The organism is Paraburkholderia xenovorans LB400, from assembly GCF_000013645.1.
GTDB lineage: Bacteria > Pseudomonadota > Gammaproteobacteria > Burkholderiales > Burkholderiaceae > Paraburkholderia > Paraburkholderia xenovorans.
This window is the reverse complement of the sequence record NC_007952.1, coordinates 882,286-906,735: the sequence shown is the minus strand read 5'-3', so window position 1 is coordinate 906,735 and position 24,450 is coordinate 882,286. Positions and strand designations below refer to the sequence as shown.

Annotated in this window: 24 protein-coding genes; 9 read left to right on the top strand and 15 right to left on the bottom strand. The window is 61.0% G+C overall.

The window, feature by feature from the left end; genetic code table 11:
- Window positions 1-19 precede the first annotated feature (19 nt).
- The 4 genes from BXE_RS46015 (at window position 20) to BXE_RS26000 (ending at window position 4,357) form a co-directional block, all read left to right on the top strand.
- Window positions 20-403, top strand: coding sequence for a hypothetical protein (locus BXE_RS46015; RefSeq protein ID WP_148223001.1), 384 nt, complete (start codon window positions 20-22; stop codon window positions 401-403).
- Window positions 404-599: 196 nt separating this feature from the next.
- The gene (locus tag BXE_RS26010) at window positions 600-2,141 is read left to right on the top strand and encodes a methyl-accepting chemotaxis protein (RefSeq protein WP_011491109.1); all 1,542 of its coding nucleotides are present in this window, start codon (window positions 600-602) and stop codon (window positions 2,139-2,141) included.
- 241 nt (window positions 2,142-2,382) lie between these two features.
- Window positions 2,383-2,598, top strand: a complete 216-nt coding sequence (locus tag BXE_RS26005; protein ID WP_040123959.1) for a hypothetical protein — start codon at window positions 2,383-2,385, stop codon at window positions 2,596-2,598.
- Between the two features lie 25 nt (window positions 2,599-2,623).
- Window positions 2,624-4,357, top strand: coding sequence for a peptidoglycan D,D-transpeptidase FtsI family protein (locus tag BXE_RS26000; RefSeq protein WP_011491108.1), 1,734 nt, complete (start codon window positions 2,624-2,626; stop codon window positions 4,355-4,357).
- Window positions 4,358-4,386: 29 nt separating this feature from the next.
- Here the strand turns inward: BXE_RS26000 and BXE_RS25995 are convergent, their stop codons facing one another.
- Window positions 4,387-5,505, bottom strand: a complete 1,119-nt coding sequence (locus BXE_RS25995) for a GGDEF domain-containing protein (RefSeq protein WP_040123963.1) — start codon at window positions 5,503-5,505, stop codon at window positions 4,387-4,389.
- Between the two features lie 255 nt (window positions 5,506-5,760).
- Here BXE_RS25995 and BXE_RS25990 point away from each other — a divergent pair, with 255 nt between their 5' ends.
- Entirely contained in the window at window positions 5,761-6,018 is a 258-nt protein-coding gene (locus BXE_RS25990) for a DUF2866 domain-containing protein (protein ID WP_011491106.1), read from the top strand.
- A gap of 47 nt (window positions 6,019-6,065) precedes the next feature.
- Here BXE_RS25990 and BXE_RS25985 read toward each other — a convergent pair whose 3' ends face one another.
- The gene (locus BXE_RS25985) at window positions 6,066-6,704 is read right to left on the bottom strand and encodes a 2-hydroxychromene-2-carboxylate isomerase (protein ID WP_011491105.1); all 639 of its coding nucleotides are present in this window, start codon (window positions 6,702-6,704) and stop codon (window positions 6,066-6,068) included.
- A 325-nt stretch (window positions 6,705-7,029) separates the two neighbouring features.
- Here BXE_RS25985 and BXE_RS25980 point away from each other — a divergent pair, with 325 nt between their 5' ends.
- Entirely contained in the window at window positions 7,030-7,398 is a 369-nt protein-coding gene (locus BXE_RS25980; protein ID WP_011491104.1) for a hypothetical protein, read from the top strand.
- Window positions 7,399-7,453: 55 nt separating this feature from the next.
- Here the strand turns inward: BXE_RS25980 and BXE_RS25975 are convergent, their stop codons facing one another.
- On the bottom strand, window positions 7,454-8,080 hold the full coding sequence (locus tag BXE_RS25975) for a LysE family translocator (protein ID WP_011491103.1): 627 nt from the start codon (window positions 8,078-8,080) through the stop codon (window positions 7,454-7,456).
- Window positions 8,081-8,320: 240 nt separating this feature from the next.
- Here BXE_RS25975 and BXE_RS25970 point away from each other — a divergent pair, with 240 nt between their 5' ends.
- From BXE_RS25970 to BXE_RS25960, 3 genes are all read left to right on the top strand, one after another.
- Entirely contained in the window at window positions 8,321-8,905 is a 585-nt protein-coding gene (locus BXE_RS25970) for an IMPACT family protein (RefSeq protein ID WP_011491102.1), read from the top strand.
- 474 nt (window positions 8,906-9,379) lie between these two features.
- Window positions 9,380-9,919 (top strand): hypothetical protein, encoded by a 540-nt coding sequence (locus BXE_RS25965; RefSeq protein ID WP_040123965.1) that lies wholly within the window; start codon window positions 9,380-9,382, stop codon window positions 9,917-9,919.
- A gap of 116 nt (window positions 9,920-10,035) precedes the next feature.
- Window positions 10,036-10,638 carry a LysE family translocator gene (locus BXE_RS25960; protein WP_040124939.1) on the top strand — a complete coding sequence of 201 codons (603 nt, stop codon included), beginning with the start codon at window positions 10,036-10,038 and terminating at the stop codon, window positions 10,636-10,638.
- A 44-nt stretch (window positions 10,639-10,682) separates the two neighbouring features.
- Here BXE_RS25960 and BXE_RS25955 read toward each other — a convergent pair whose 3' ends face one another.
- From BXE_RS25955 to BXE_RS25900, 12 genes are all read right to left on the bottom strand, one after another.
- Entirely contained in the window at window positions 10,683-11,093 is a 411-nt protein-coding gene (locus BXE_RS25955; RefSeq protein ID WP_011491099.1) for a serine O-acetyltransferase, read from the bottom strand.
- 44 nt (window positions 11,094-11,137) lie between these two features.
- A complete protein-coding gene (locus BXE_RS25950) occupies window positions 11,138-11,872 on the bottom strand; it encodes a WecB/TagA/CpsF family glycosyltransferase (protein WP_040123967.1) in 735 nt (244 codons plus the stop codon).
- A 59-nt stretch (window positions 11,873-11,931) separates the two neighbouring features.
- Entirely contained in the window at window positions 11,932-12,735 is an 804-nt protein-coding gene (locus tag BXE_RS25945) for a heparin lyase I family protein (protein WP_011491097.1), read from the bottom strand.
- A 5-nt stretch (window positions 12,736-12,740) separates the two neighbouring features.
- Complete coding sequence (locus BXE_RS25940; protein ID WP_011491096.1) at window positions 12,741-13,895, bottom strand: glycosyltransferase family 4 protein; 1,155 nt, start codon at window positions 13,893-13,895, stop codon at window positions 12,741-12,743.
- The gene (locus tag BXE_RS25935) at window positions 13,892-14,992 is read right to left on the bottom strand and encodes an O-antigen ligase family protein (RefSeq protein ID WP_233518974.1); all 1,101 of its coding nucleotides are present in this window, start codon (window positions 14,990-14,992) and stop codon (window positions 13,892-13,894) included. The genes BXE_RS25940 and BXE_RS25935 overlap by 4 nt, the downstream gene beginning before the upstream one ends.
- A 199-nt stretch (window positions 14,993-15,191) precedes the next feature.
- On the bottom strand, window positions 15,192-16,016 hold the full coding sequence (locus tag BXE_RS25930) for a glycosyltransferase family 25 protein (protein WP_237712049.1): 825 nt from the start codon (window positions 16,014-16,016) through the stop codon (window positions 15,192-15,194).
- Complete coding sequence (locus BXE_RS25925; protein WP_233518975.1) at window positions 16,016-17,317, bottom strand: flippase; 1,302 nt, start codon at window positions 17,315-17,317, stop codon at window positions 16,016-16,018. The genes BXE_RS25930 and BXE_RS25925 overlap by 1 nt, the downstream gene beginning before the upstream one ends.
- Window positions 17,318-17,356: 39 nt before the next feature.
- Window positions 17,357-18,601, bottom strand: a complete 1,245-nt coding sequence (gene wecC, locus BXE_RS25920; protein WP_011491092.1) for a UDP-N-acetyl-D-mannosamine dehydrogenase — start codon at window positions 18,599-18,601, stop codon at window positions 17,357-17,359.
- Between the two features lie 289 nt (window positions 18,602-18,890).
- A complete protein-coding gene (locus BXE_RS25915; RefSeq protein WP_011491091.1) occupies window positions 18,891-21,101 on the bottom strand; it encodes a polysaccharide biosynthesis tyrosine autokinase in 2,211 nt (736 codons plus the stop codon).
- 3 nt (window positions 21,102-21,104) lie between these two features.
- The gene (locus tag BXE_RS44540) at window positions 21,105-21,542 is read right to left on the bottom strand and encodes a low molecular weight protein-tyrosine-phosphatase (RefSeq protein ID WP_011491090.1); all 438 of its coding nucleotides are present in this window, start codon (window positions 21,540-21,542) and stop codon (window positions 21,105-21,107) included.
- The gene (locus BXE_RS25905; RefSeq protein WP_011491089.1) at window positions 21,539-22,693 is read right to left on the bottom strand and encodes a polysaccharide biosynthesis/export family protein; all 1,155 of its coding nucleotides are present in this window, start codon (window positions 22,691-22,693) and stop codon (window positions 21,539-21,541) included. The genes BXE_RS44540 and BXE_RS25905 overlap by 4 nt, the downstream gene beginning before the upstream one ends.
- A 204-nt stretch (window positions 22,694-22,897) precedes the next feature.
- On the bottom strand, window positions 22,898-24,313 hold the full coding sequence (locus tag BXE_RS25900; protein ID WP_011491088.1) for an undecaprenyl-phosphate glucose phosphotransferase: 1,416 nt from the start codon (window positions 24,311-24,313) through the stop codon (window positions 22,898-22,900).
- Window positions 24,314-24,450 lie beyond the last annotated feature (137 nt).

Below are 24,450 nucleotides of genomic sequence, written 5' to 3'. Positions count from 1 at the left end.
ACTCCTGGTGGCGGGCTTATTGGTGCTCTTCTTTTGCCCGACTGGCGGCTGGAAAATGGCGACTATAGCGGAATTTTTATTTATTCGTCTTTCCCACGACAGCGGTTTTTCTCCATTTGCGGATAAGTGGAAAAATGTGTCGTTTTTTGCAACCGGGGTAATGCGTGGCCGGCGTTTGGATTTTATTGGCGTTTTGTGGAAACTTGACGCAACTGTTTGCTGCGTTGCAGGCAGGCAGCTCACTCGTGCAATTTGGTCGCTGACTGATTGTGGCGATGCTGAGGCTTTTAATATCCGGACTTCATTTATGGAATATCCGGCCATTAATATCGATTCACAAGCACCGGCATTTTTCGGCGGCAATACAGGAAATACACGATTGAATCAATACCAAATAAAATAAACCCCTTCCAATCAAGCATGAAAATGCTGTACCGGCTATAAAAGCTCCCTTTGATCAGACAAATAAAATACCCGACAGCGGGTTTCCCCTGCCCTGTGGAGCTTCCGCCGCCGCGCCGTAAACACAATCAGCGACAAGCCATTCGCCGCAACCGAACCCAATCTTGACCGACCACTGTGCGAAAGCAAAAACCGCTATGACTTTGAACAAGAAACTGGCCTCCATGATCGCCGTCCTCTGGATCGGCCTGATCCTGATCGGCGGCTTCGGCGCATGGCAAAACCGCGCCTCGATGATCTCGGACCGGCGCGATCAGCTGCAATCGCTGATCGACCAGGCCAACCACATCGTCGGCCGCTATTACACGCTCGCGCAGCAGCACACGATCACCGAAGACGAAGCCAGAAAGCAGGCGCTCGCCACGCTGGCGGCCATGCGCTACGGCAAGGACGGCTACATCTCCGTCAACGACTCGCAGCCGGTCATGCTGATGCATCCGTTCAAGCCGGAAATGGTCGGCAAGAACCTTGGGCAATTCACCGATCCGGCGGGCAACCATCTGTTCACCGATATCGTCACCGCGGGCAATCGCGAAGGCGGCGGCTTCGTCGATTATCTGTGGGCCAAGCCGGGCAACGATAAACCCGTGGCCAAAACCAGCTACGCGCTGCACTTCGCGCCGTGGGACTGGTATATCGTCACCGGCATGTATATGGACGACGTGGAAAGCGCGTTCTACGCCAGTCTGTTGCGCTGGCTCGTCATCACCGTCACGCTCGGTGCGATCGCCACGGTCGTCATGCTGCTGGTGCTGCGCAGCATTCGCCGCTCGCTCGGCGGCGATCTCGAAGCGGCCGTGGAACACGCGCAGTTGATGGCGGGCGGCAATCTCGCCACGCGCGTGCCGGTGCGGCCGGACAGCGCGGGCAGCCTGCTGCACGCGCTTCAGACGATGCAGGCCGGCCTCGTCGAAACCGTGTCGCGCGTGCGCCTCGGTACGGAAAACATCAATATCGGCGCGACCGAAATCGCCGCCGGCAACACGGATCTCTCGCAGCGCACCGAGGAACAGGCCGCCGCGCTCGTCGAAACGGCGTCGAGCATGGACCAGATGACGGTCAACGTAAAGCAGAACGCGGACAGCGCGCAGCAGGCCGCCCACCTCGCCGGCCAGGCCGCGGACGTCGCCACGCGCGGCAGCCGCGTGGTCGACGACGTGGTGCGCACGATGGGCGAGATCACCACCAGTTCGCGGCAGATCGGCGACATCATCGGCGTGATCGACGGCATCGCCTTCCAGACCAACATTCTCGCGCTCAACGCGGCCGTGGAAGCGGCCCGCGCGGGCGAACAGGGCCGCGGCTTCGCTGTGGTCGCAGCCGAAGTGCGCAGCCTCGCGCAACGCTCGGCCACGGCGGCGAAGGAAATCAAGGCCCTGATCGAGACTTCGACGCATACGGTCGAAGCCGGCGCGTCACTGGTCGCCAACGCGGGTTCGACAATGGGCGAGATCGTGCAGTCGGTGCGGCGCGTGAACGAGATCCTCGAAGAGATCAGCAACGCCTCGCGCGAACAGAGCGCTGGCATCGAGCAGGTCAATCGGGCGGTCGGCGAAATGGATCAGGTCACCCAGCAGAATGCGGCGCTGGTCGAGCAGGCCGCGGCTGCGGCACATTCACTGAAGGATCAGGTGGGGGTGCTGCGCGAAGCGATTTCGAGCTTCGCGCTGCCGGCCTGACGGGTTTCGAACCACCCGAACCGACGCAATCAGTCACGCAAAATCAGCCACGCAAAAAAAGAAGGCGCTCAACAGGCAGAGAGCGCCTCTTTAACACGCCGCGTCGGAGTCGACGCATTAATCGAACGAAAGAGCCGCGCGGATTTTTCAACTCCGCGCGGTTTTTTTATGTCCGTACGCGGCTCGGCCAGCTTCGGTCACTCATGAGCGACGTGGCGCTGCTTTTCCCGGCGGCGGCACGATGCGCGACGCCCTGCCCGGTCACGATCCCCTTGCGCGAATCTCGCATACAGATTACGTTCTCTTTACAATCACGGCGACCTTCATGGTGATCAGTTGCGACATGGCAGCCACGCTGAAGGTGCCCCAGCCATGTCGTCGTGCCGGCCGCGCGATTACGGCGGCCTGGCAACTCACGAAAGTATTCACCGCCGCCGATCCGGGCGGCGCAAGTTAATCGAGCTGCTGATTACGCGTACCCAATGATCCAGAAGAAGAAATCGCAATCTCACGACCCCTACGCGCCCGTCGCGAAGAACCGCTTGCTGAGCGCGCGCCTGCCGATGTGGCGATCGAAATTCATCGTCCTGCTGGTGTTCGGCGCGTTCGCCTCGCTGGCGGCCCGCGCGTTCTGGGTGCAGGTGGTGAACCAGGATTTCTACGTCGATCAGGGCCAGAAACGCTATCAACGCACTATCGAACTCGACGCGACACGCGGGCGGATCCTCGATCGCAATGGCTCGATGCTCGCCGTCAGCCTCTCGACCTACGAGATCTGGGCCTCGCCCAGGCTGATCGACGAGGCCGCGTTCGCACCGCTTTCCAGGCTGCTCGACCTGCCGCTGGCGGAACTGCGCAGGCGTCTGAGCGGCGACAAGACTTTCGTCCTGCTCAAGCGCCAGGTGGATGCGGAGACCGCCGGGCATCTGTCCAGACTGGGCCTGGCGGGCATCACGCAGATCGCGGATTCGAAACGCTTTTATCCCGAAGGCGAATCCGCGGCGCACGTGGTCGGCTTCACGGATATCGAGGACAACGGCCAGGAAGGTATCGAGCTCGCCGCCAACGAACAACTGCTCGGCGTGCCCGGCCAGCGCGAAGTGATCCGCGACCGTCTGGGCCGGGTGGTGTCCGAGACCCGGCCGCTGGTGCCCGCGCAGAACGGCGAAACCATCCACCTGACGATCGACCGGCGGATCCAGCAGCTCGCTTACGCGCAACTGAAGGACGCCATTGCCCGACATCACGCTGAAGCCGGCAGCGTGGTGGTGCTCGATGCCCGCAACGGCGAAATCCTGGCGCTCGCCAACTATCCTAGCTTCGATCCGAACGACCGCGCCCGCCTGACCGGCCGCCAACTGCGCAATCGCGCGGTGGTGGACACCTTCGAGCCGGGCTCGACCATCAAGCCGGTGGTGGTCGCACTGTCGATCGACGAGGGCAAGGTGCGGCCGCAGAGCATCATCGACACCGCGCCCGGCTGGTACAAGATCGGCCCGGCCGTGATCCACGACACCTCGAATCACGGCGCGATGACCGTCGCCGAAGCGGTGCAGAAGTCGAGCAATATCGCGCTCGCCAAGCTTGCGCTGAATCTGCCGGCCGAAAAGATCTGGACCAAGTATCAGGAATACGGGCTCGGCCTGCGCCCCGAGCTGACCTTTCCGGGCGTGGCGTCGGGCAAGGTGCGGCCGTATAAACGCTGGCGTCCGATCGAACAGGCCACGATGGCGTATGGCTATGGGCTCTCCACGTCGCTATTGCAGATCGCGCAGGTCTACACGGCCTATGCCGGCGACGGCACGATGCATCGCGTGAGTCTGTTGCGCAATGGGGCGGGCGCCGCCGCGCAATCCGCGGACACGGGTCATGCGGTCACGACGCCGGCCACCGCGCGCGCCATCCGCGCGATGCTGGAAATGGCGACCGGCGTGGGCGGCACCGGGCGCGCGGCGACGGTGGAAGGCTACCGGATCGGCGGCAAGACCGGCACGGCGCGCAAACAGGTCGGCGCCACTTACGCGAAGAACCGCTACCGCGCGCTGTTCGTCGGCATGGCGCCGATGAGCGACCCACGATTGATCGTCGCGGTGATGATCGACGACCCGGCGGGCAAGGCTTTCTACGGCGGCACGGTGGCCGGCCCGGTGTTCAGCGGCGTAACGGGCGGCGCGCTGCAGTTGCTCGGCGTGCCGCCGGACGCGCCGGCGACCTGAGTGCGGCGGATTTCCGCAGCACTCGCCGCTCAACCAGCCGTGTGATCGCCGCTTGCGTTCACCAGCGCTTCGATGCGATTACGGCCGTTGCGTTTAGCCTGGTACATCGCGCGATCGGCTTCTTCGATGATCGCGCCGCCCAACATGGCGGCTTCGGTCGGCGTACCGCTGACCATCCGCGCCGCCACGCCGATCGACACCGTCAAGGCGATGCGTTCGCCATGATCGTCCTGCAAGGCCAGCCGCTCGACCGCCAGCCGCACACGCTCGGCGACGGTGAGCGCGTCGGCCCGGTCGCCTTGCAGCAGCGCGGCAAATTCTTCACCGCCATAACGCGCCACGGTATCGCCCAGACGCACCTGCTGCCGCACACACGCCGCCACCGCCGCCAGCGCGCGGTCGCCGGTCTGATGGCCGTAGGTGTCGTTGATCCGCTTGAAGCTGTCGATATCGATGAAAAGACACGCCACCGGCATCCGATAGCGGACGGCGCGCATGACTTCCTCGCGCAGCCGCTCGTCGAAATAGCGGCGATTGGCGAGGCCCGTCAACGAATCGGTCATGCCCAGTTGCTTGAGCCGCTCGCGATGCGCGACATTGTCGAGGCTCGCTGTCACGATGCTCGCGAAGCGCTCCAGTATGTCGGTGGCCATGCCTTGAGCGAACCGCGCCGCGTCGTCACTGCCGAGCCAGAGATAACCGCCGACCGTATCTCCCGAGGCAAGCGGCAGCAGGATCGCACTGGCCGGCACCTGTTCGGCGTCGCCGAAGAAAGCGCGCCGCACGGTGTCGTCCAGTTCGCGCGGCGTGCCGAGCCACGGCCGGCCATCTTCGCACAGACCTTGTGCCGCAAGGCCGCCTTCGCGCGAGGTTCGCAAGCGGGGCTGATCGAGTGCGCGCAAGGCGACCGGTTCGAGCAGTTCGCGCAGCATCGGCGCGCGGTCGTCGAGCCAGAGCGTCACGCCCGCCAGCGAGAATTCCCGCGGCAGCTGGCCGAATAGCGTGTCGAGAAAGGAAGCGAAATCCTGCGCGCCGATCAGACGCAACTCCACGCTCTGGAAGCGGCGTAGCGTGCGCTCGTTGTGCTGCACGGTATCGACAAGCGAGCGAAGACGCTCGGCAAGCGGCGTTTGGGCGAGATTCGTCACGTTATGAGGTGCAGCCCGAAGGCCGAGCGGGGTTGGCGGCCCCAACCACTCTGATAACGGCCAATTTCGCGAGGGCTTGAGGGTGCGCGCCGCCTACGCTTTTGCGCGATCTTAAGTCTCGCTTAATTCTTTGCTGTAACCATGAGGCACAACATCCCCTGTTGAAGCCGCCAGAACATCGGCGGCGCTTTTTCTCCGGGGTGTCGACGACGCGCCAGAAGACGGGCTGCAGGCCCGCGAAGAAGGAGTCAAATCATGGATGAAGAGACGGTATTCAAGCATCTGCGCGCCATGCCCGACAACGAATGGGTCCGGCAGATCCACTCATGCAAGATCTCGGACCCGCTGCAGCATCCTTGGGGACGTTCGTACCGGCTCGTCGAGTGGACCATGAAGCACACGCCCGAATCGAGTCGCCGCGTGGTTCCCGCCGAAAGCACGCCGCTTGAAATCGCTCAGGCTGTCGTCTCGCATGTTCCGGGCCGGCGCTTCTGCCAGCAGAGCGACGAGTAGCAACACGAAAGAAAGCGCCCCGGTTGCATGCGGCGCATTTGATCGCGCTAGGCGCCTGTCGCAATCGATACACAGTAGTCCAATGCATCGTCCAGCCGGTCGTTGCCCCAGAACATTTCATCGCCCACGAAAAATGTCGGTGCGCCGAAAATGCCCCGGCTCGCAGCCGCCGCGGTCTGTTCACGCAAGCGCAGTTTGTTCGCGTCGCTTTGCGCCTCGGTGATGATCTGCTGCGCGGGCAAACCCAATTCGCCGAGCGCCTCGCTCACCACCTCCAGCGAACCGATATCGCGGTCATGCGCGAAGTTCAGTTGCATGATCGCGCGGCAATAGGCCGCCATCCATTCGCGATCCGCGCCGAGCAACGCCACGCGCGTGGCGAGAAGCGCGGCACGTGGAAACGTGGTGGGACGCTTCAGCGCAATGCCATATTTGCGGCATTGCCGCTCCATGTCCTTCCACACATACGCGCCCTTCTCCTTCTGCAGCACGAACGGCGAATTGTCGAAACCGAGCCCGCGAAAAACAGGTCCCAGCAAGAACGGACGCCAGCGAATCCGCACGCCTCGCTGTGCAGCCAGAGCTTCTATACGCATGACGCTGAGGTAGCTGTAGTTGCTGCCGAAGTCGAACCAGAATTCGATTTCCGGCACACCTGTGCTTGCGCAGGCCGCGGCGTCGCTCATGTTTGCCTCTCCAGTCGTATGCAGGCACATGGCGACCGCCAATGCGCTGCGTCTTGCAAAGCTTAACAGTCGCGTGATGCGCTTGTCCCTATGATGGCTCTTCGCTCCGCCACGTCAGATGGTCACACATCATGCGCTATCCCTACGACATTCTCACCGCCACGTGTCTTTTCATCATCGTGGTTTCGACGTCCATCATGCTCGCGCTGTGCTGAGCCAATCGGACCGACTCCGGCGCAGGTGGTGAGCCCGCGAACGCGCTCCAGGCGGTTCCGTAAAAAGACGGGATATACTGTACATATATACAGTACTTTTCGTCTGAGCAATGCGCCTTCCACCCTTCGAACCTCCCACGCTCGCCGAACTGCGCGCCTGGTGGCGCACCCGCGACGAGCAGGCCATTCAGCGGCTCATCCTCGAAATCCAGCGGCAGCGGCTCACGTTGCTGGAACTGCGCAACCTGATCGACTGCGGCGTCCAGCAGGCGCGCGCGGCGGACCGCACGCTGGTTGAACGCGGCGAACCGCTGATGACGCTGCGCATCAGGATCGCCCAGGAAGTGCTGCGTGTCGGTGACATCGACGATACGCGGCAAATGAGCCGCGCCCAACAGGAAAGGCTCGCGGTGCGCACCGAAAGCCAGATGGAATATGCGCGCGAAGGCCGTCTCAGAAGGCAGCGCCGCAATATCTAACCGGAGCACGCTCGCGCTACTTGCGCTGTGACAGAGAGAAACGTGCGCGGATCGCTCAACGCGTTTGCGTCGCTACACGCAGGCCGAGCGAAATGAACAGCACGCCGATGATCCTGTTCTGCCAGCGCGTCAGCCATGTCAAACGCTTGACGAGTTTACCCAGCGGGCGAATGGTCAGCACGATCAGCGTCGTATAAAGCGCACTCATGCCCACAAAGATCAGCCCGAGCGTGGTGAACTGCAAGAACGTGGAACCGTGTTCGGGATGAACGAACTGCGGCAGGAACGCGAGAAAAAACAGCGCAGTCTTCGGGTTCAGCACTTCGGCGGGAATGGCCTGAAAGAAAGCCTTCGCGGCCGATACCGGCGCCACGGCCGGCATGTGCGCGCTCGCCGGCTTCTCGCGCAACGCGCGAATGCCCAGATAGACGAGGTAGGCCGCGCCGACGAACTTCACCGCGTTGAAGGCCAGCGCGGAAGTCATCAGCAGCGCCGAGAGGCCGACCGATGCGCCCAGTGTATGAATGAAATCACCCACTGCGATACCGAGCCCCGTGAGAATGCCGGCCTTACGGCCGCCATGCACCGTACGCGTTAAAACCAGCAGCACAGCCGGACCCGGAATCAGAAAAAGCCCGAGTACAACGGCAACGAAAGTCCCTAACGTGGGTAGATCGAGCATGCTGTCTCCTTGATGACGCGCTGGGTTTCGCGGACGGGCGCGCGCGTTCAGCGAAAGATTGTAGACGAATGCGCGCGGTTTCATCGAAGCGTGGCGGACAATAGCCATCGCACCGAGAATCACGGCGCTCAAGGCACGCATGCGCCGCCACGCCAGAGCCATCAGCGGGCGCCGATCCGTTACCATGACGGGCACGGCGCCGCACGCGGCCCGCATTTTTCATTCACCGAAGTCTTCGCCTTGCCCACTTATACCCTGCCCGCGCCATTGAGCGCGGAACTCGAAATTCGCAAGAGCCGATTCATTGCATATGCAATACCGGTCGCCGATCGCGACGCCGCGATGGCCGAATTGCGGCGTCTGCGCGACGAGCATCCCGCCGCGACGCACGTCTGCTGGGCGCTGCTGGCGGGCGGCCAGTCCGGCATGTCCGACGACGGCGAGCCCTCCGGCACCGCCGGCCGGCCGATTCTCGAAGTGCTGCGGCATCACGACCTGGACGGCGTGCTAGCCGCCGTCGTGCGCTACTACGGCGGCGTGAAGCTCGGCGCCGGCGGTCTCGTTCGCGCGTACACGGATGCGATCGCTTCGGCTTTGCTGGATGCGCCGCGCGTCGAACGGATCGCTCAGGTTTCGCTGACCGTCGAAGTGAGCTATGCCGATGAGGCGAAAGTGCGCCGATGGATCGATGCCGAAGGCTATACGCTTGCGGACAGCGCCTACGCGATGCTGGTGAAGATGACGATCCGCTTGCCCGTCAATGCGGTGGATGCGGCTCAGCGAGCGCTGGTGGATATGACGCAGGGGAAAGCCGGGTTCTTCTGATGGCGCGGGGCGCGTCCCTCCTCTCGCATTCGCGCAAGGACCGCCCGATCATTTGATATGTCATCCTTAATACTTTCCCGGCCACTCGAGCAGGCCCCGTGTGTGTCCCGCGCGAACGGTTTTCATGCGCGCCGGTTATTGTCGTGAGATAACGACTGCCGTATCGATCTGGCGCGGCGCGGCTTGATGCGTAGCAGCCATCCTCTATCGACGCAGTGTCCATTGCAGCGCTTGCTGGTTATGATGAGCACATCCGTATGAAACCTCCGTGAATCCGGGCCGCGACCTCATTAAGAGACGCGCGGGCCGGGGCCGCTGTTACCATGTCGGTTATTCCCCGGAATGACTCAATTTAAAAGGGCAACTCCTCTGACTTCGACCGCCGCTTTTTCCAGCACAGCGCCTGAGTCGCCGCATCGGGGCGCGTCTCTGCCGCAATCGCTCAGTCCCACTCACTCCCCCCTGGCAACGACCGTGCTCAAGGGATGCAGCACGATCGCGCTGCCGCTCATGCTGTCCGCCTGCTCATGGTCGTGGTTCGGGCTGAATAGCGCGCCGCGCGCCGCGGCGCACCCAACTGGCTGGCTCAGTGTCGCGCCTGCCCGTGACTTCCCCTACATGCCGGCTCGCAATGGGCAGGTCTCGCCGAACCGCATCGAAAACACGGCGATGACGGGCATCGTGCTCAAAGACGATATCAATGAAACGGTACGCAACGGCATTGTGAACAGCCTGAAGATCGCGGGCTTTCATCTCGATACGGGCAAACGGATTCTCAGCGGCAGCATTGAAAAATTCACGGTAGACGACACGCGCTCCACAGCGTTCTGGACGCTGAAAATGCGCTATGTGGTGACTGATGCTACAACTCAGAAGGTTGTGTTTTCAACCACCAAAACGGTCAAACAGAAATCCCCCAAATTCACCAATAACACCATCGCCATTGAAGACACAGTCAAGCTGAGCGTCGACGCGCTGATCGGCGACCCGGGCTTTGTCAAAGCAGTGAATTGAAGGCGCCGGCCGCGTGGCTCAGGACCGGTTTCGCTACAATGAGTTGAAGGATGTCGCGCGGGCCGCCGTCTTGCCGGGCGATGGATCTCCAACATCCATTCACGGCGCGAGCCGTCATGTTCATCACCGCCTGGCTGTTCTTTCTGCTCTGCTGCTTCGCGATCAATCTCGTGCCCGGGCCCAATAATCTGCTGTCGATCAATGTGGCTGCGCTTCATGGTTTCATCATTGCGTTCGTCGGCGGCACGGGCCACCTGGTCGCATTCGCCGCGATGCTCGTGCTTGCCGCAACCGGCCTTGCAGTTGTGCTGCACGCGTCCGAGTGGTTCTTTCTTGCGATCAAGCTGGCCGGCGCGGCCTATCTGATCTGGCTCGCCATCCAGTTGTGGCGCAGCGACGCGCCCACGTTCGATACGACCCAGCAGCACGATGTCTCGCTTGCGCGGATCGCCCGGCGGGAATTCCTCGTGGCCGCCGGCAATCCGAAGGCGATTCTGGTATTCACCGCGTTCCTGCCGCAGTTCGTCAATATCGCCAAACCGATGCTGCCGCAATTCGCCGTGCTGGGCATCAGTTTTCTGGTGCTGGAGTGGTTTGCTATCGCGCTGTATTCGCGGGCGGGGATGTATCTCGGGAAATGGCTGGCGCGCGCACGGTTGCGGCGGTGGTTTAATCGCTGCTGTGGGGGTTTTCTGGCGGCGATTGGGGTGGGGTTTTGATGGTTGGGCGGGGGTGAGCATCCCCAAGCAGGCACTCAACCGCCCTACCGCAGCTTGACGATTCGAGCAGGGACGCCTGCCACCGTTACATTCGGCGGCACGTCGAACGTGACCACGGCGTTCGCACCGATCTTCACGTTCCGCCCGATCGTTACCGGCCCCAGAATGCATGCGCCCGCGCCGATCAGAACGTTGTCTTCGATTATCGGCGCCCCCGGCTGGCCGCGGCCCCCAATTACCACGTTGGGTGCGATGACGATATCGCTACCCAGCACCGCATGCCGGTGCACTACGATACCGAGCCCCTGATAGCCGAATACCACGTTGCGCCCCACTATTACCGATGGTGGCAAGGATACGGAAAAGACCACACGGTTAAAGACCTTCAACGCCCAAGGCAAAAAAGGCACGTGCAACCGATGAAGCAAATGCGCAATGCGATAAATGTACAGCATGAAAAACTTCCCTTTTTATAGTCCGTGCAACTGCCTTACTCTGGCTACCGCTGAACGATCAGCGCCTTACCCAGCATTAGTGCGAACTTGCTATTCGTGACCAGATAGCGGCGCCACATACGACGTGGTTCCTGCAGGACACGGAAGAACCATTCCAGACCGGACCTTTGCATCCAGCGAGGGGCGCGGCTGACTTTACCGGCCACGACATCGAACGTTCCGCCAACCCCCATTACGAAATCGACACCGAGCGCAGCCTGCCAGCGGTTGATAAAATTCTCCTTGGTGGGCGAGGTAATCGCCACGAACAGCAGTCGCGCGCCTGACTCGCGGATCCGGTCGACAACGGATTGCTGATCATCGCCGAAATAACCGTGGTGGTATCCGGCGACTTGCAGACCGGAATAGCGGGCTGTGCATATCGTGGCGACGCGTGTGACTACCTCATCGGTCGCGCCAAGCAGATATACTGGAAGCCCAAGCCTCGCCGCCTCCGCCAGCAAGCGGTCGAATAGATCGACGCCGGCAACGCGTTCGGGCACCGCATGACCAAGCATTCGCGCCGCCCAGATCACACCCATCCCGTCGATACTGATCAGATCGCAATCCTGCACCGACTTTGCCAGTTCCTTGTCGGCCTGCATGTGCACAAGTTTCGCCACATTGACCACGACATGCTGGGTGAACCGGCCTGCATCGACGCGAGTCATGATCGTGGCGACCGTTTCATCCATTGTCGCTGCATCCATCGGACATCCGAATACTTCAATACGCTTCATAACACCACTCTGTTAGTTCCATGACACCGACCGTGAATAGCTTGTCTAGGATGCAGCCTCTATTTCTTCGACACCGAGACCGGCCCAAAAAACAACGTGATCGCGCTGACGTCTGACGCAGAACTCTTCCAGCCAGACTTGTACAGCCCCACTTTCAGATACGCGTCCTGTACGCCTATATAGGCGTTCGGTACTCCTTGCGACGCGAACACCAGACGTCCGTCCTTCCACAACTGTGTCGAAGCGTGGTGACCGGAATCGTCGGCAACATAGCGCAGCGACCAGTCGACCCACTTGCCCTTGTCAACGTCGGCGCAGCACAGCCATTTGCCCGCCGAGACAGTCGCGGTATTCGCCCCTCCTCGCTCGGAAACGGCGTACTGCTGACCTTGCAAACTGAGCGCGATTGTCGGGCCGCCCGTCCAATCCCCCTGGTGTACCTGAGTAATGATCACCGCCTGTTTGGTGTCGAACGTAAATCCAACAGGTATCAACGTGCTCCATCTGATCAGATAATCGGGGCCTTGCGAAAAAGTCACTGCTTTCGGAAAGATCAACTCGGCGCGAGGCACACCGTTCGCGATCTTCGAAAAGTCTTCGGACTGGATCATATGAACGCGTACAGCCTTCCGTCCGGCGACCACTGGATCGTCGACCACGGTGATATCGCCGGGATTTGCCTGAACGCCGATGCCTGCATCAATACCGCCGCTCCACGCGGTCGAGAACACCTTGTCATACGTGCTCGCCAACGCAGTCAGTTGCGGATCGGTCCAGGCGACCCCGATATCCTGAGCACGAGCAATACTTAAGGTTCCTAAAAGACAAATTAGCGCCAATCGATAGGTCCATCTCTTCCTCATATAAGTCACGCTCCCCTGGATCCGTTCACTTGCCGATAACAACGAGCATACTGACTGACAATCGCGTCAACCGAATAACGGCTCAAGGCTCTTGATACCGCTTGCCGTCCCATCTCATGGGCAAGTTCGGGACGTTCCACCAGATGCCGGATTCTTTCCGCAAGTCCGTGCGAGTCGCCGCAGCGGACGAGATAGCCCGTCACGCCCTCCTCGACCAGGTCGAGGAATCCGCCGACGCGCGTGCCAATCACGGGACGCCCGATAAACATCGCCTCAAGTGTCGAGATGCCGAATGCCTCAAAATGACTCGGCATGCAGAATACGGCCGCGTCGCGATAGAACTCGAGTTTTGCGTCGCCCTGCAGCCAGCCGACAAAGCGGACCTGGTCGCTCACGCCGTATTCGATCGCTGCGCGAGTCCACCTATCCATATCGCCGGCACCGGCTAGCCGCAACTGAACCTTAAGGCCCCGCCGATTCAGCGCCGCAACGGCCCTCAGCAACTCGTCGAGCCCCTTGCCTTCCGTGAATCTACCGGCAAAGGCGACATATGGCGTCATGTCCACGCGCTTCCCGCCTGAGGAGTCGCGCAAAGCCGCGCCGGCTGCCAACTCGGCGCTATAAGCCGTATTCCCGATCACATACAGATTGCGCGTAACGCCTTGATGACCCTGGAGCTCCGATGCAATTGCCGATGACACAGCCACCACAGCGTCCGCTCCGCGAATGAAGCGCGACACCGCTTTGCGAGTAGTCGGTCCATTACTCGCCCAGAAATCCTGGAAGTTACCCGCATGTAGATGAAAAATCGTTCTCTTGCCGAAAAGCCGCGCAAGAAGATACAACAGGAATTTCCGGTAGAAAGAACCGCGGACCGACACATGGAAATGAATCAGATCAACGCCTTTGAGCACCGCAAATAGAAAGCGCGGAATATCGACCAGTGGAAAGCACAGTAGCGATCTCATGCTCTGGAAGCCATGTGTTTCGAAGATGGCCACAACAACGCCCGCATCCCGAAACCGCGCCCGTTGCGCACTCAGTTCAGCGAGAACAGATGCAATGCCGCCGCGCTGACCTTGTCCTGGTCCCACGTGCAGCACGCGTAGCGGCGCTGCTTCATGAGGCACGCGCGGGTTATCGTTCTGGTGTTTACTCATCGCTCCGCCTTTTCGTTAAAGGGCGGCGATGCCGTAGCACGCTCGACGAGCACAGCGATCATCGCCAGATATGGGCTGACGATTGCTGACACCAGCACATGCCCGGCGGTGCATGCCGTTGCCATCAGAACGACATAAAACCATTTGCCAAAGCTCGGTACGGCACCGCTTCCATGATGCAAAAATGCCTTTGCCACGCCCCACAAATAGCAAATGCCGACCGGCAAACCCATCGCCAACATCAGATCCGGTACATCAATCTCAACCAGATAACGCACTACCGGATAACCGCCCGTGAGCAATGGGACATAGGATTGCTTTGCCACTTCGTCCCATACGTTTGAAAACTTGACGTCACGCCCGGACAAAACCGTGGTGAGCAGCCCGCCGTCGCCCACGTGGTCATGCTGATACATGAAATATTGCAGACTGAGATCGACCGCGTTTCGCACGCCCGGCAGCGACAGGTAGACAATCACTGCAACGCCAGCCAATGCCGCAACGAGCGTCAATGCGCGGACCGTCGCCTGCGGCACCTTATGTCGGCAGTAGAAATACGAACACGTCATGGCAACCGCTCCGGCCATCGCTGCTTTGGTACCCACGAGGCAGGAAGCCAGCACGATACTGCCCACCAGCGCGCCATTCCACGCCGACCAGCCCGACTTCAAAACTCTCAGCAAGCTGTAGCCCAGGCCCACGATCATCAGCGCGGATGCTTCGTTCTGCGCGTACACAATTCCCTTGTAGCCGGAGCGGATCTGCGTTTCGGCCCAATAACTGCGAAACATACCAATCGAGAACACCGCACCTGCCACGATCGCCAACGCGTAGGCAAGCAACGTCAAGCGCATGACCGGTTCCAGCTTATCGAGCAGCCTGTCGCTCATTCCCGAGATGGCCGCAAGGCAAACGAAAAAGGAGAACGACTTGAGAATGAAAACCGTCTGCTGGATAAACTCGGCGCTCGACATATCCCCGAATGCGCATGTCCCGGCCGATGCCACGATAGCCAGCAGCGCCAGGAGGGCCGTGCGCCAACTCGAGAGCTTCATCCGGCCGCTTGCCAGCAGAATCAGCAGCAGACCGCTCACCATGCTCCCTCGCACCATCAGCGAGAAACGCGCGTCGCTGCCCGCCGTCGCGATTCCATGCGCTGCCCGAACTGACAGGTAGTCCGCGAACGGCGACAGTGCGAGACCGCCGGCGAACACTATCCATATCAACGATCCTGGGAGCCGACGTGTCGGCTTCAGCACCGTCGGTCCGCTTTGCCTATGCGGAGGGAATACGGCGTTAATCATGACGCACGCTTGCCGCTGCGTTTGCCGACGAGAGCCGCTGCAATGCAACCACACTCCAGCGAGCCGCGGTGCGCGCAAGACGTAGCGGCCAAAGCGCCACGTCATGCCAGGACGAGCGTGAACGTATGCTAGCTCTACGCTCCTGCTCGATACTGCTGGGCAATCGGTCAAAGTCTTCCCACACCGCATACGGACGCAATTCGACTACGCGAGCACCGCCCTCGTCGCGATGCCACGGCCAGTCGTCGAGCAAGGCGCCGAGCGGTCCTTCCGAGTATGCGAGAGCCGCACAGGCGGCGTGTGCGGAGATCCAGTAGCCTACGGATCCCGATGTCCACTGTTTGAACGGAACGCCGATACGCAGCCCACCAACCCCGATGACATGTCTGAGCGGCTCATTGAAGTAGGTCCATGCTGACGCGGTGCGGCGTAATTTGGAACGTCCCAGGAGAACAATGTCGGCAACGGCAGACAACTCGGACTCGTTCGCACGCAACACGCGTTCAAAGAAAGCCGGTTCGAGCATCGCGTCGTCTTCGAGGACCACCGCAGCGCGCCCTGTCTCGACGATCTTGCGCCACACCGAACGATGGCTCATGAAGCATGCCACCTCTGCACGGGTCATCGAACGTCCGTAACGACGGCGAGCCGCCGCATCGTCATAGACGGCATCCAGTTCGCTTTGCGCAAGCGAGCGGCCGTCCACTGCGTCCTCCATTCGAAATGCGGCGCCATGATCGGTCAGGAACCTGGCGATCGCGTCGCGACGGCCAGAACGGGACAGGGATATGACGTGAACGGGTACCAGGCTTTGCATCATCGAATCAACAGTTGGGTAAAGTGGTGGCGCAGCGATGGTCTGCTCAGGATCATCGCCACAAACACGGCAAGCAACGCTGCCTCCGCGGCGAGCACCGACATCGCCGCGCCCTCGGCGCCGAAACGCGGCGTCAGAACGAGCGCCAGGCCAACGTTTAGCGCGCCGGCGGCCAGCATCAACAACGAGCGGGTACGAGCTCTCCCGAATGGCACCAGCACCTGCAATCCGAGGAAATAAGCCAGATTGCCGAATACCGTTGCCCCGCAAAGCAGCTTCAGCAGCGACGCCGAACCGGCGTAGCCCGCACCCAATATCAATGCGGTAAGGGGCGCCGACGCACAGGCGACGACAGCCAGGCCGGCAAGTGTCGTCGCCATAGTGGCAAGTGCGCCGATAACCGTAAGCCGCGCAGCCGAGCGGGGCTGCGCCTTGAATAACGACGCGATACGCGGGTAGCAAACCGTATTGATCTGGGCCGGCACCATGTTGGCCACGGTTTTCAGCTTGTCGGCGGCCGTATAGATGCCCACCTGATACGGCGTCGCCATTGAGGCGAGAATGACGGCGTTCGTGATGCCGAAAAGACTCACGGACGCCGACGAAATGAACATGTCGGCGCTTTCCCGAACGCGCTGGCAAACCGAACGTGCCGAGGCCGAGGGAAGGCGCAGCACACCCAGACGCCGTGCGGCGACCAGAGAGAACAGACCGGTCAGAACCGCCGCTCCTCCCTGGATCCCCGCCGCGAAAGCAACGTCGCCACTATCGCGAACGAAGATGAACGTCAGCGGCAACGCCGCAAAGCGGCCCGCCAACGCCACCGTCGCAAACACCGGAAAGCGCTCCAATCCTTGCAATAGCCAGTTCAACGTAAAGACGTTGCCGATCGCCATCGGCCATGCCGCGAGTACCACGGGAAAGACCGAAGCCAGCTTGCGATCAAAGTGCACGACGGTCAGCAGCACCGCAAACGAGAGTGCGCATAGGCATCCCTTCGCGATCATCGTCGACCAGACGAGTTCGTTAAGCGCTTCCGGCCGCTCTCGGCGATCAACTACCGCCTTGGGGCCGCTGAGAAAAAAACCCCACTCCGTCACCAGCATTCCGTACGTGGCGATCGCCATCGCATACCCGAGCACGCCGAAATTCGCCGCGCCGAGCACACGCGTCAGATATGGAAACGTCGCCAGCGGCACGAGGTAGTTGCCGACCTGCCATACCATCATGGCGAGGAAGTTCGTGCGGATGCGCGGCGCTTTCACTGCCGGCACCGCGCGCATTGCATATTGATCGCTCACGCGATGCCTCTGCGTGCGGGCATTGAAGAACATGTCGGCTTACGCATGCGCCAGAACGCCACGCGTATCGATCACCACCTTCGCCTGGAATCGAACCGGATCCACCCGCCGGAACTGCGCGTGGTCGACCAGAATGACGATAATGTCCGCCTCCAGCAGCGCTTCGTTCAATTCGCAGAGCCGGACCTTTCCGTCGAGCGCTGCGGGCAGCGTTCTGACATTGGGTTCGACGACCACCACCTGGCCCGCGAATCGCTCCGCGAGTTCGTCGGCGATTTCGACCGCCGGACTTTCGCGCAGGTCGTCGATATCCGCTTTGAAAGCCAGCCCGAGGCACGCAATCACCGGATCCTTGAAGCGCCGCGCCGCGCGTTCCACGCGGTCGATCACATAGCCCGGCTTTGAGTCGTTGACCGTTCGCGCGGTACGAATCAGGCGCGCCTGCTCCGGTGCGGAATCCACGATGAACCAGGGGTCCACGGCGATGCAATGACCGCCCACGCCGGGCCCCGGCTGCAGGATGCTCACGCGCGGATGCCGGTTTGCAAGGCGGATCAACTCCCACACGTTGATATCCAGCTTGTCGCAGATGATCGAGAGTTCGTTGGCAAACGCGATGTTGACGTCGCGGAATGAATTTTCGGTGAGCTTGCACATCTCGGCTGTCCGGGCATCCGTCAGGATGCATTCGCCGCGCACAAAGCTTTGATAGAGTTCGCGCGCCAATTCGCTGCACCGGGGCGTCATGCCGCCGATTACGCGGTCGTTCTCAACCAGTTCGCGAATCACGTGACCAGGCAGCACGCGCTCCGGACAATGCGCGATGCGGATATCCGATTGTTCGCCTGCCTGTTGCGGGAAAGTGAGATCGGGACGCAATTGCGCCATCCACGCTGCCATCTGTTCGGTCGTGCCGACCGGCGAAGTCGATTCGAGCACCACCAGATCGCCTTTCTTGAGCACCGGTGCAATCGCCTGGCTCGCGGCCTCGATGAAACGGAGGTCCGGCTTGTAGCCGTCCGAGAAAGGTGTCGGCACCGCAATCAGAAACGCATCTGCCGGCTCGGGCGTGATCGTTGCGCGCAGATAGCCTTGCGTTACGGCCGCGTGCACCAGCATGTCGAGCTCCGGCTCAACAATGTGAATGGCGCCGCGGTTGATCGTGTCGACCGCATGCTGGCTGACGTCCACGCCGATGACACGCTTGCGGCGTGCCGCAAATGCGGCCGCTGTTGGAAGTCCAATGTAGCCGAGGCCAACCACCGAAACAGTTTCAAAATCCATTTCTTTCCTATATCCGTAAGCAGATTGTGTTCGCTCAGACCGTTAGAGCCGGACCGAAACGTTTTGCAAATAACGCACTGGCAATGCGAGAGCAGGCATCGCCAACGCCATATGAACGACGAGTTTCACCACACCTGCATCGAAGATTTCTTCGGAAGGGGCGTGAAATCAGTTTGTTCATAGGCGAGCCGTGCACTGAACGCGTGCCGTGAAATGACGCAATGCGATCGTCGCGGAAGCACAGCACCGGTCCCGGCTCGTTTGTTGAAATCCCTTTTGTTGAAATCCATTACCTGGCCTTCTGCGCCCCATACTCGGAGAACGCGCCGTATGTGCTGGCTCGCAGGGGTACGTCGTTCAACAGGACGCCATCGACCGCACGACCGGCACTACTCAGCTGACGGGCACTTTCCTGAAGCTCGGCGGCCGAGTGACGTCCGTGACGGACGACGAGCAATGTCAGGCCGGCGTGTTTACCGACCAGCACCGGGTCGGTCACGGCCAGCACAGGCGGCGAATCCACGATCACCACGTCGTACTGCTTGCTGAACTGAGTGAGCAATCTGCCGAAGGAATCGCTCATCAGCATTTCAGCCGGACTTGAGGCGACACTGCCGCTCATCAGTACGTCGAGGTTCGGCAGAACCTGGCGGTGGACGGCGCTGGAGGGCTCGACTCCGCCGATCACATCGGACAGGCCCGGCTTACTGGGAAGCGAGAAGTATCTGTGCACGTTGCCCCGACGCATGTCCGAGTCGATCAACAGCACGCTCCTGCCGCCTGCCGATAACACCGCCGACAGGTTCACCGAGAGAAACGACTTGCCGACGCCTGGCCGCGGTCCCGTCAACATCACGATGTTGTTGCGCGATTTGAGCAAGCCGAATTGCAATGCCGTTCTCAAACTGCGGATGCCCTCGACCGCGATATCGTCGGGCTGAACCGCCGCAAGCACGTTCAATCCAGGAGCGCTGCCACGCGCCGCCTGCTGCAGCGCCCGCTGCCGCGTGCTCTTCGAGACGATCGCGTACACCGGCACACCCACCGCGCCTTCTATCTCCGAAGGGGTCTCCAAGCCTCGATTCAGCGTGCTGCGCACAAATGCTATAGAGCATCCGAGCAGTAAACCGATAACGCCCGACAACACAATCACCAGGGTTTTCTTCGGCTTGACGGATCTTTCGGCCACCTCCGCATAGTCGACGGTGCGAACGTTACCCAGTTGACCCGCCTTCAACACGTGCAATTGCTGCGTGCTATCCAGCAGCTTCGTGTACAGGTCTGTATTGACGCGCACGTCGCGCATGAGACGGAGTGCCTGTTGCTGCACGTTCGGCAATGCTGCGACTTTTTCATTGAACGCACCCTGGCGTTTTTTCAGATCCGCGATCTGGGCGTCGATGGCCTGCACTGATGGGTGTTGCGTCGTGTACCGCTGCGCAAGCGCGGAACGTTGTTGCTGCAGTTCGACCAACCTGGTCTGGCTATCGACGATCGACTGCAGAAGGAGTCTGCCTTCGGCCTCCAGATCGACAGTGCCGTTCTCGGTACGGAACGCGTTATATTTCGCCTCGGCTTCGTCCAGATCCCCGCGCAACTGGGGAAGCTGTTCGCCGAGGAACTGCAACATCTGCTGTGCCTGCGCAGACTTTCTGTCCACATTTCGCTGAACGTAAATACTCGCAACACGGTTGACGGTCGCAGCGGTCTTCGCAGCGTCCGCGCCTTCAAGAGAGATCGCGATAATGCCTGACTGTTTTGCCTTCTCGCTGATGTCGAGCGCACTTCGCAGGTCCGCTGCGGTGAGTTGCGTCGAAGCCCTCGCCAAATTGAACGACGTACCGGCGCGCGCAACCATGCGGTTCACCTTCAGTTGCACCAGCCCATACCGCGTCATGCCCTGCGCCGCGACGCCGACATCGCCGTGCAACACCGCTCGGCCATCGGAATCGCGGAGTTCGAACGTCTGGTTCAGCCCCACCGTCAATTTGAAAGACTGATCGTAAAGCGTGACGGGGACGTCGAATTGCGTGACCTCCAGACTCTCGCCGCCCCACGCGAAACGACTCATCCCCAAGACGGGATTCGCGGGAGCGCCTGCGGACATATACCGTGCGATCAGCGCACCAATTAGCGGAAACCGGCGTGGCGTTGCCTTTATGTCGAGATGCAAACTCCGGACGGTTTCTTCGACCACCATCCGCGAACGGATCAGCTCGATTTCAGCGTCGGTCGACGCCTTGCTCTGGAACAACGACGCAAGATCGCCGAGCTTGTCGTTGAGGGTCTGGTTGCCGGGATCGCTGTCGACCTGAATCATCACATCGGCTTTGTACAATGGCGTGGCGACGAATGCATAGGCAACGCCGAGAAACAGCATTGCCGCAGTGGTCAACACAATCAGAAGCCGATTCTCGCCCAGCAATGCAATGACGTCGGACAGCGTGATTTCCTTTTCGCCTGGCGCTTCGCCCGAGCGTTCCTGATCAAGTAATTTCATGATTCAATGCATCAGCCTGGCAATGTCTTCGCACCATTTCAAAACGCTGTGCTCGATTTGCGCGAAGGCCAGTTCAAAAATGACACGATGCCGCTGATACGGATCCACAATGTCGAGCTGCTCGTGTTCGCCCAGCCGGAAAACCTTTCCCCTGGCGGATGGGAATCGATCGAGAATCAACGCGCGCTGAGTGCCCGTCATAGTCAACACGACATCTGCCGAGCGCACGTGTTCATCGCTTAGCGCCGCCGCCACATGACCACTAATATCCACCCCATGCTCCAGCGCAACCTGAACCGCCAGCGGATCCGCATGCCTGCCAACAAGCGCACGCGTACCTGCGGAACTCACGGAGACACGCGGCAAAGCCCGTTCGAGAAGTGCCCGTGCCACCGGACTGCGGCAAACATTCCCCTCACACACCATCAAAATGCGGGTCATTTCGCAATCACCCCCGCAGTCAGCCCCGTGCTGATCAACGGCATCAGCAGACTCAGCACGCGATTGAAGCGAACGAGGCCGCTGCCGTCCACATACACCACGTCCTTCGGTTGCAATTCGAAATCCTTGGCGAGCAGCATCGCGACCGGAGAATGGCCGTCGAGGTGGAACACTTGCGGCGATCCCGTCAGCGAGCCGCGGATCACGAACATCTGGGCTGCGTCGGAAGTCGACGCATTTACGCTGCCGGCCTGCGCAAGTGCGTCGGCCAGCGTCATGCGTCCGGTGCGGCGCGGAATTGCGGCGACAGGCCTGTTCACTTCCCCCATCACGTATGCGTCGTTTTCGTCTCGCGAGACGACACGCAGCAGATCACCGGGTTTCAGATAGAGGCGCGACGGGCTCAGTCCCTGTGCGAGCATCTGCGTCAGGTTCACGCGATAAGAGCGGTCGCCGCGCACCAGAACCAGGTCGCTCTGGTCGGCGGTTTCGCTGAATCCGCCGGCGCGGCCGACTGCTTCGTAAAGCGTCATGGGCACGTCGTTGACCGCCAATGCGCCGGGGCTATGCACTTCTCCATCGACATACACCTGGTGCGCCCGATAAGACGCCATGCGCACGGTCACCTGCGGCTTGACGAAGTACCTCGCGAGCGCGCTGCTCAGGCGCTGCTGTATCTCTTCCGTGCGCAGACCCGCCACGTGCAGCGTGCCCGCATACGGAAATGTCAGGCTGCCGTTCTGATCGACGATGAATCCGGCCAGCGGATCACCCGGCCGCGAAGACGATTGGGTCTGCGCGGAACCGAGCGCGGCCGCGAATTCCGGATGATCCCAAACGACAATCTGCAGCACGTCGCCGGGTCCAACCGTGTAAGCCTGCGGTTCTCCGGAAAGCAGTTGCGACAGTTCGAGCTGCTGCTGTTTCCGGCTTTGAGCCAATTGCGAAAGCAACGCCGCGTCAACCTCGGTAATAGCGATGTCCGGCGTGCCCGCCGTTGCATCGGCCTTTTCGCTTACTGCGCTTTCTCCCGCTTCTCCGGCAACGCCCGGCACACCGGACGCACCCGACATGTCCTGCACACGAGATGTTTCCATTCGCATACCGGGCGCCACCGCACATGCACTGCTCAACAGCGCTACCGCCGTCATCAACGCCCCGAGCCTGAACGCCGGCCGGGTCAAAAATACCGCTAACATCGCACTCAACCTATTCAAGAAAACGCGCCGAAGCGACGTTCTCGCTGCCCGCTATTGGGCAGATCTGATTCATGTTCCACTGGGCTATGCGCCGTCTCTTCCAATCAGCAGTACTTCATATTCAGCCTGATTGAAGGAAAGTCATGACGTCGCATTTCAATACGCATTCCGATGCCGCAACCCCCTCACCACCGTTGCAAAAACGATGCGCATATCCAATCCAAACGACCAGTTGCGCAAGTAGTACAGATCGTGCTCCACGCGCGCCTGCATCTTTTCGATCCGGTCCGTCTCACCGCGAAAGCCATTCACCTGCGCCCATCCTGTAATGCCGGGTTTGATCCGGTAGCGATGGATATACCCGTCGACGATGCTCCGGTACTGGTCGTCGTGTTCGATCGCGTGCGGCCGTGGTCCCACTACCGACATTTCTCCGCGCAGCACATTCAGAAACTGCGGCAACTCATCGAGGCTCGTACGACGCAGGAACGCTCCCACGCGCGTGACACGCGGATCGCCTCGCGTGGCCTGGCGAACCACACCGGGCCGCGACGCGTGCTCGCGCATCGAACGAAACTTGTAAATGCGAAAGACGCGCCCGTCCGCGCCCTTGCGCCGCTGGGTAAACAGCACCGGCCCCTTCGAAGTCACCTTGACGGCAACCGCAATCGAAAGCATCACGGGCGTCAGCGCAAGCAATGCCGCAGCCGCAAACAGCCGGTCAAAAAGCGCCTTCTGGATCAGGGCATACGGTGTCATTGGCGAAGCCATCAGATTGATGGCCGGCGCACCGACCAGATCGATCACGTTGCGATCGAACATCGCGAGGCTGCGCACGTCGGGAATGAAGCGCAAATTCACGAGGTCGCCGCTGAATTCGTCGAGGATCCGCAATACGGTGTCCTCTTCTGACATCGGCAACGCGAGCCAGACCTCTTCGATCTGTTCGCGGCGCACCCACTCCGCGAATTCCCGCAGACGCCCGAACGACGGCAAGCCGGGAAAATCGCACTCACGCGCCTGCCGCGTATTGAAAGTCGCAACCGCCCGGAAGCCCGCGTCCGGCGAGCGCACGATATTGGCGATTACCCGGTCGCGATGCGCGCCGGCACCCACCACCGCCACCAACCGCAGATTCCCGCCCGCACGCCTCAGGCGGCCGAGAACCGCGTGCACCAGAAGCCGCGAAGCGACCAGCCCGACCGCCGTGATCGCGGTCCAACTCACGCACCACAGGCGGGACACCGACGCGGCACGGTGAAGCAGGAACAACATGGCAAGACCGCAAATCTGCACCGCGATCCAGCCGAATACGATGTTGGTAGCCAAACGCCATTTCGAGCGGCCACGCCATGAGTCGTACACGCCGAACCACGGCAGCAGCAAAATGGCGAAGGCCATGTCGAACGCGACGAAAGCGCCCTCGAAAATCGACAGCCCTGCGTGGGGCGTAAGCGCGAACGAGGCCAGCGCCGCGCCCAACGCGATGAGCATCACGTCGAGCAGACGAGCCAGCATGCTGTCCACGTCCGCGAAATTCCGGCCGGCGGGTTGACGAATTGCCGTTCGCATGGCGCTTGCCTTAGCACCCGGCAGCGCTGCGGCGCTGAACGCCGGCTTCGACGCTGAGTAAGCGGTTCACCGGCGCCATATGCGCAAACATGACGGAATAGTCCAAAACGATCCTCGGCCACATGGCATCACTCTCA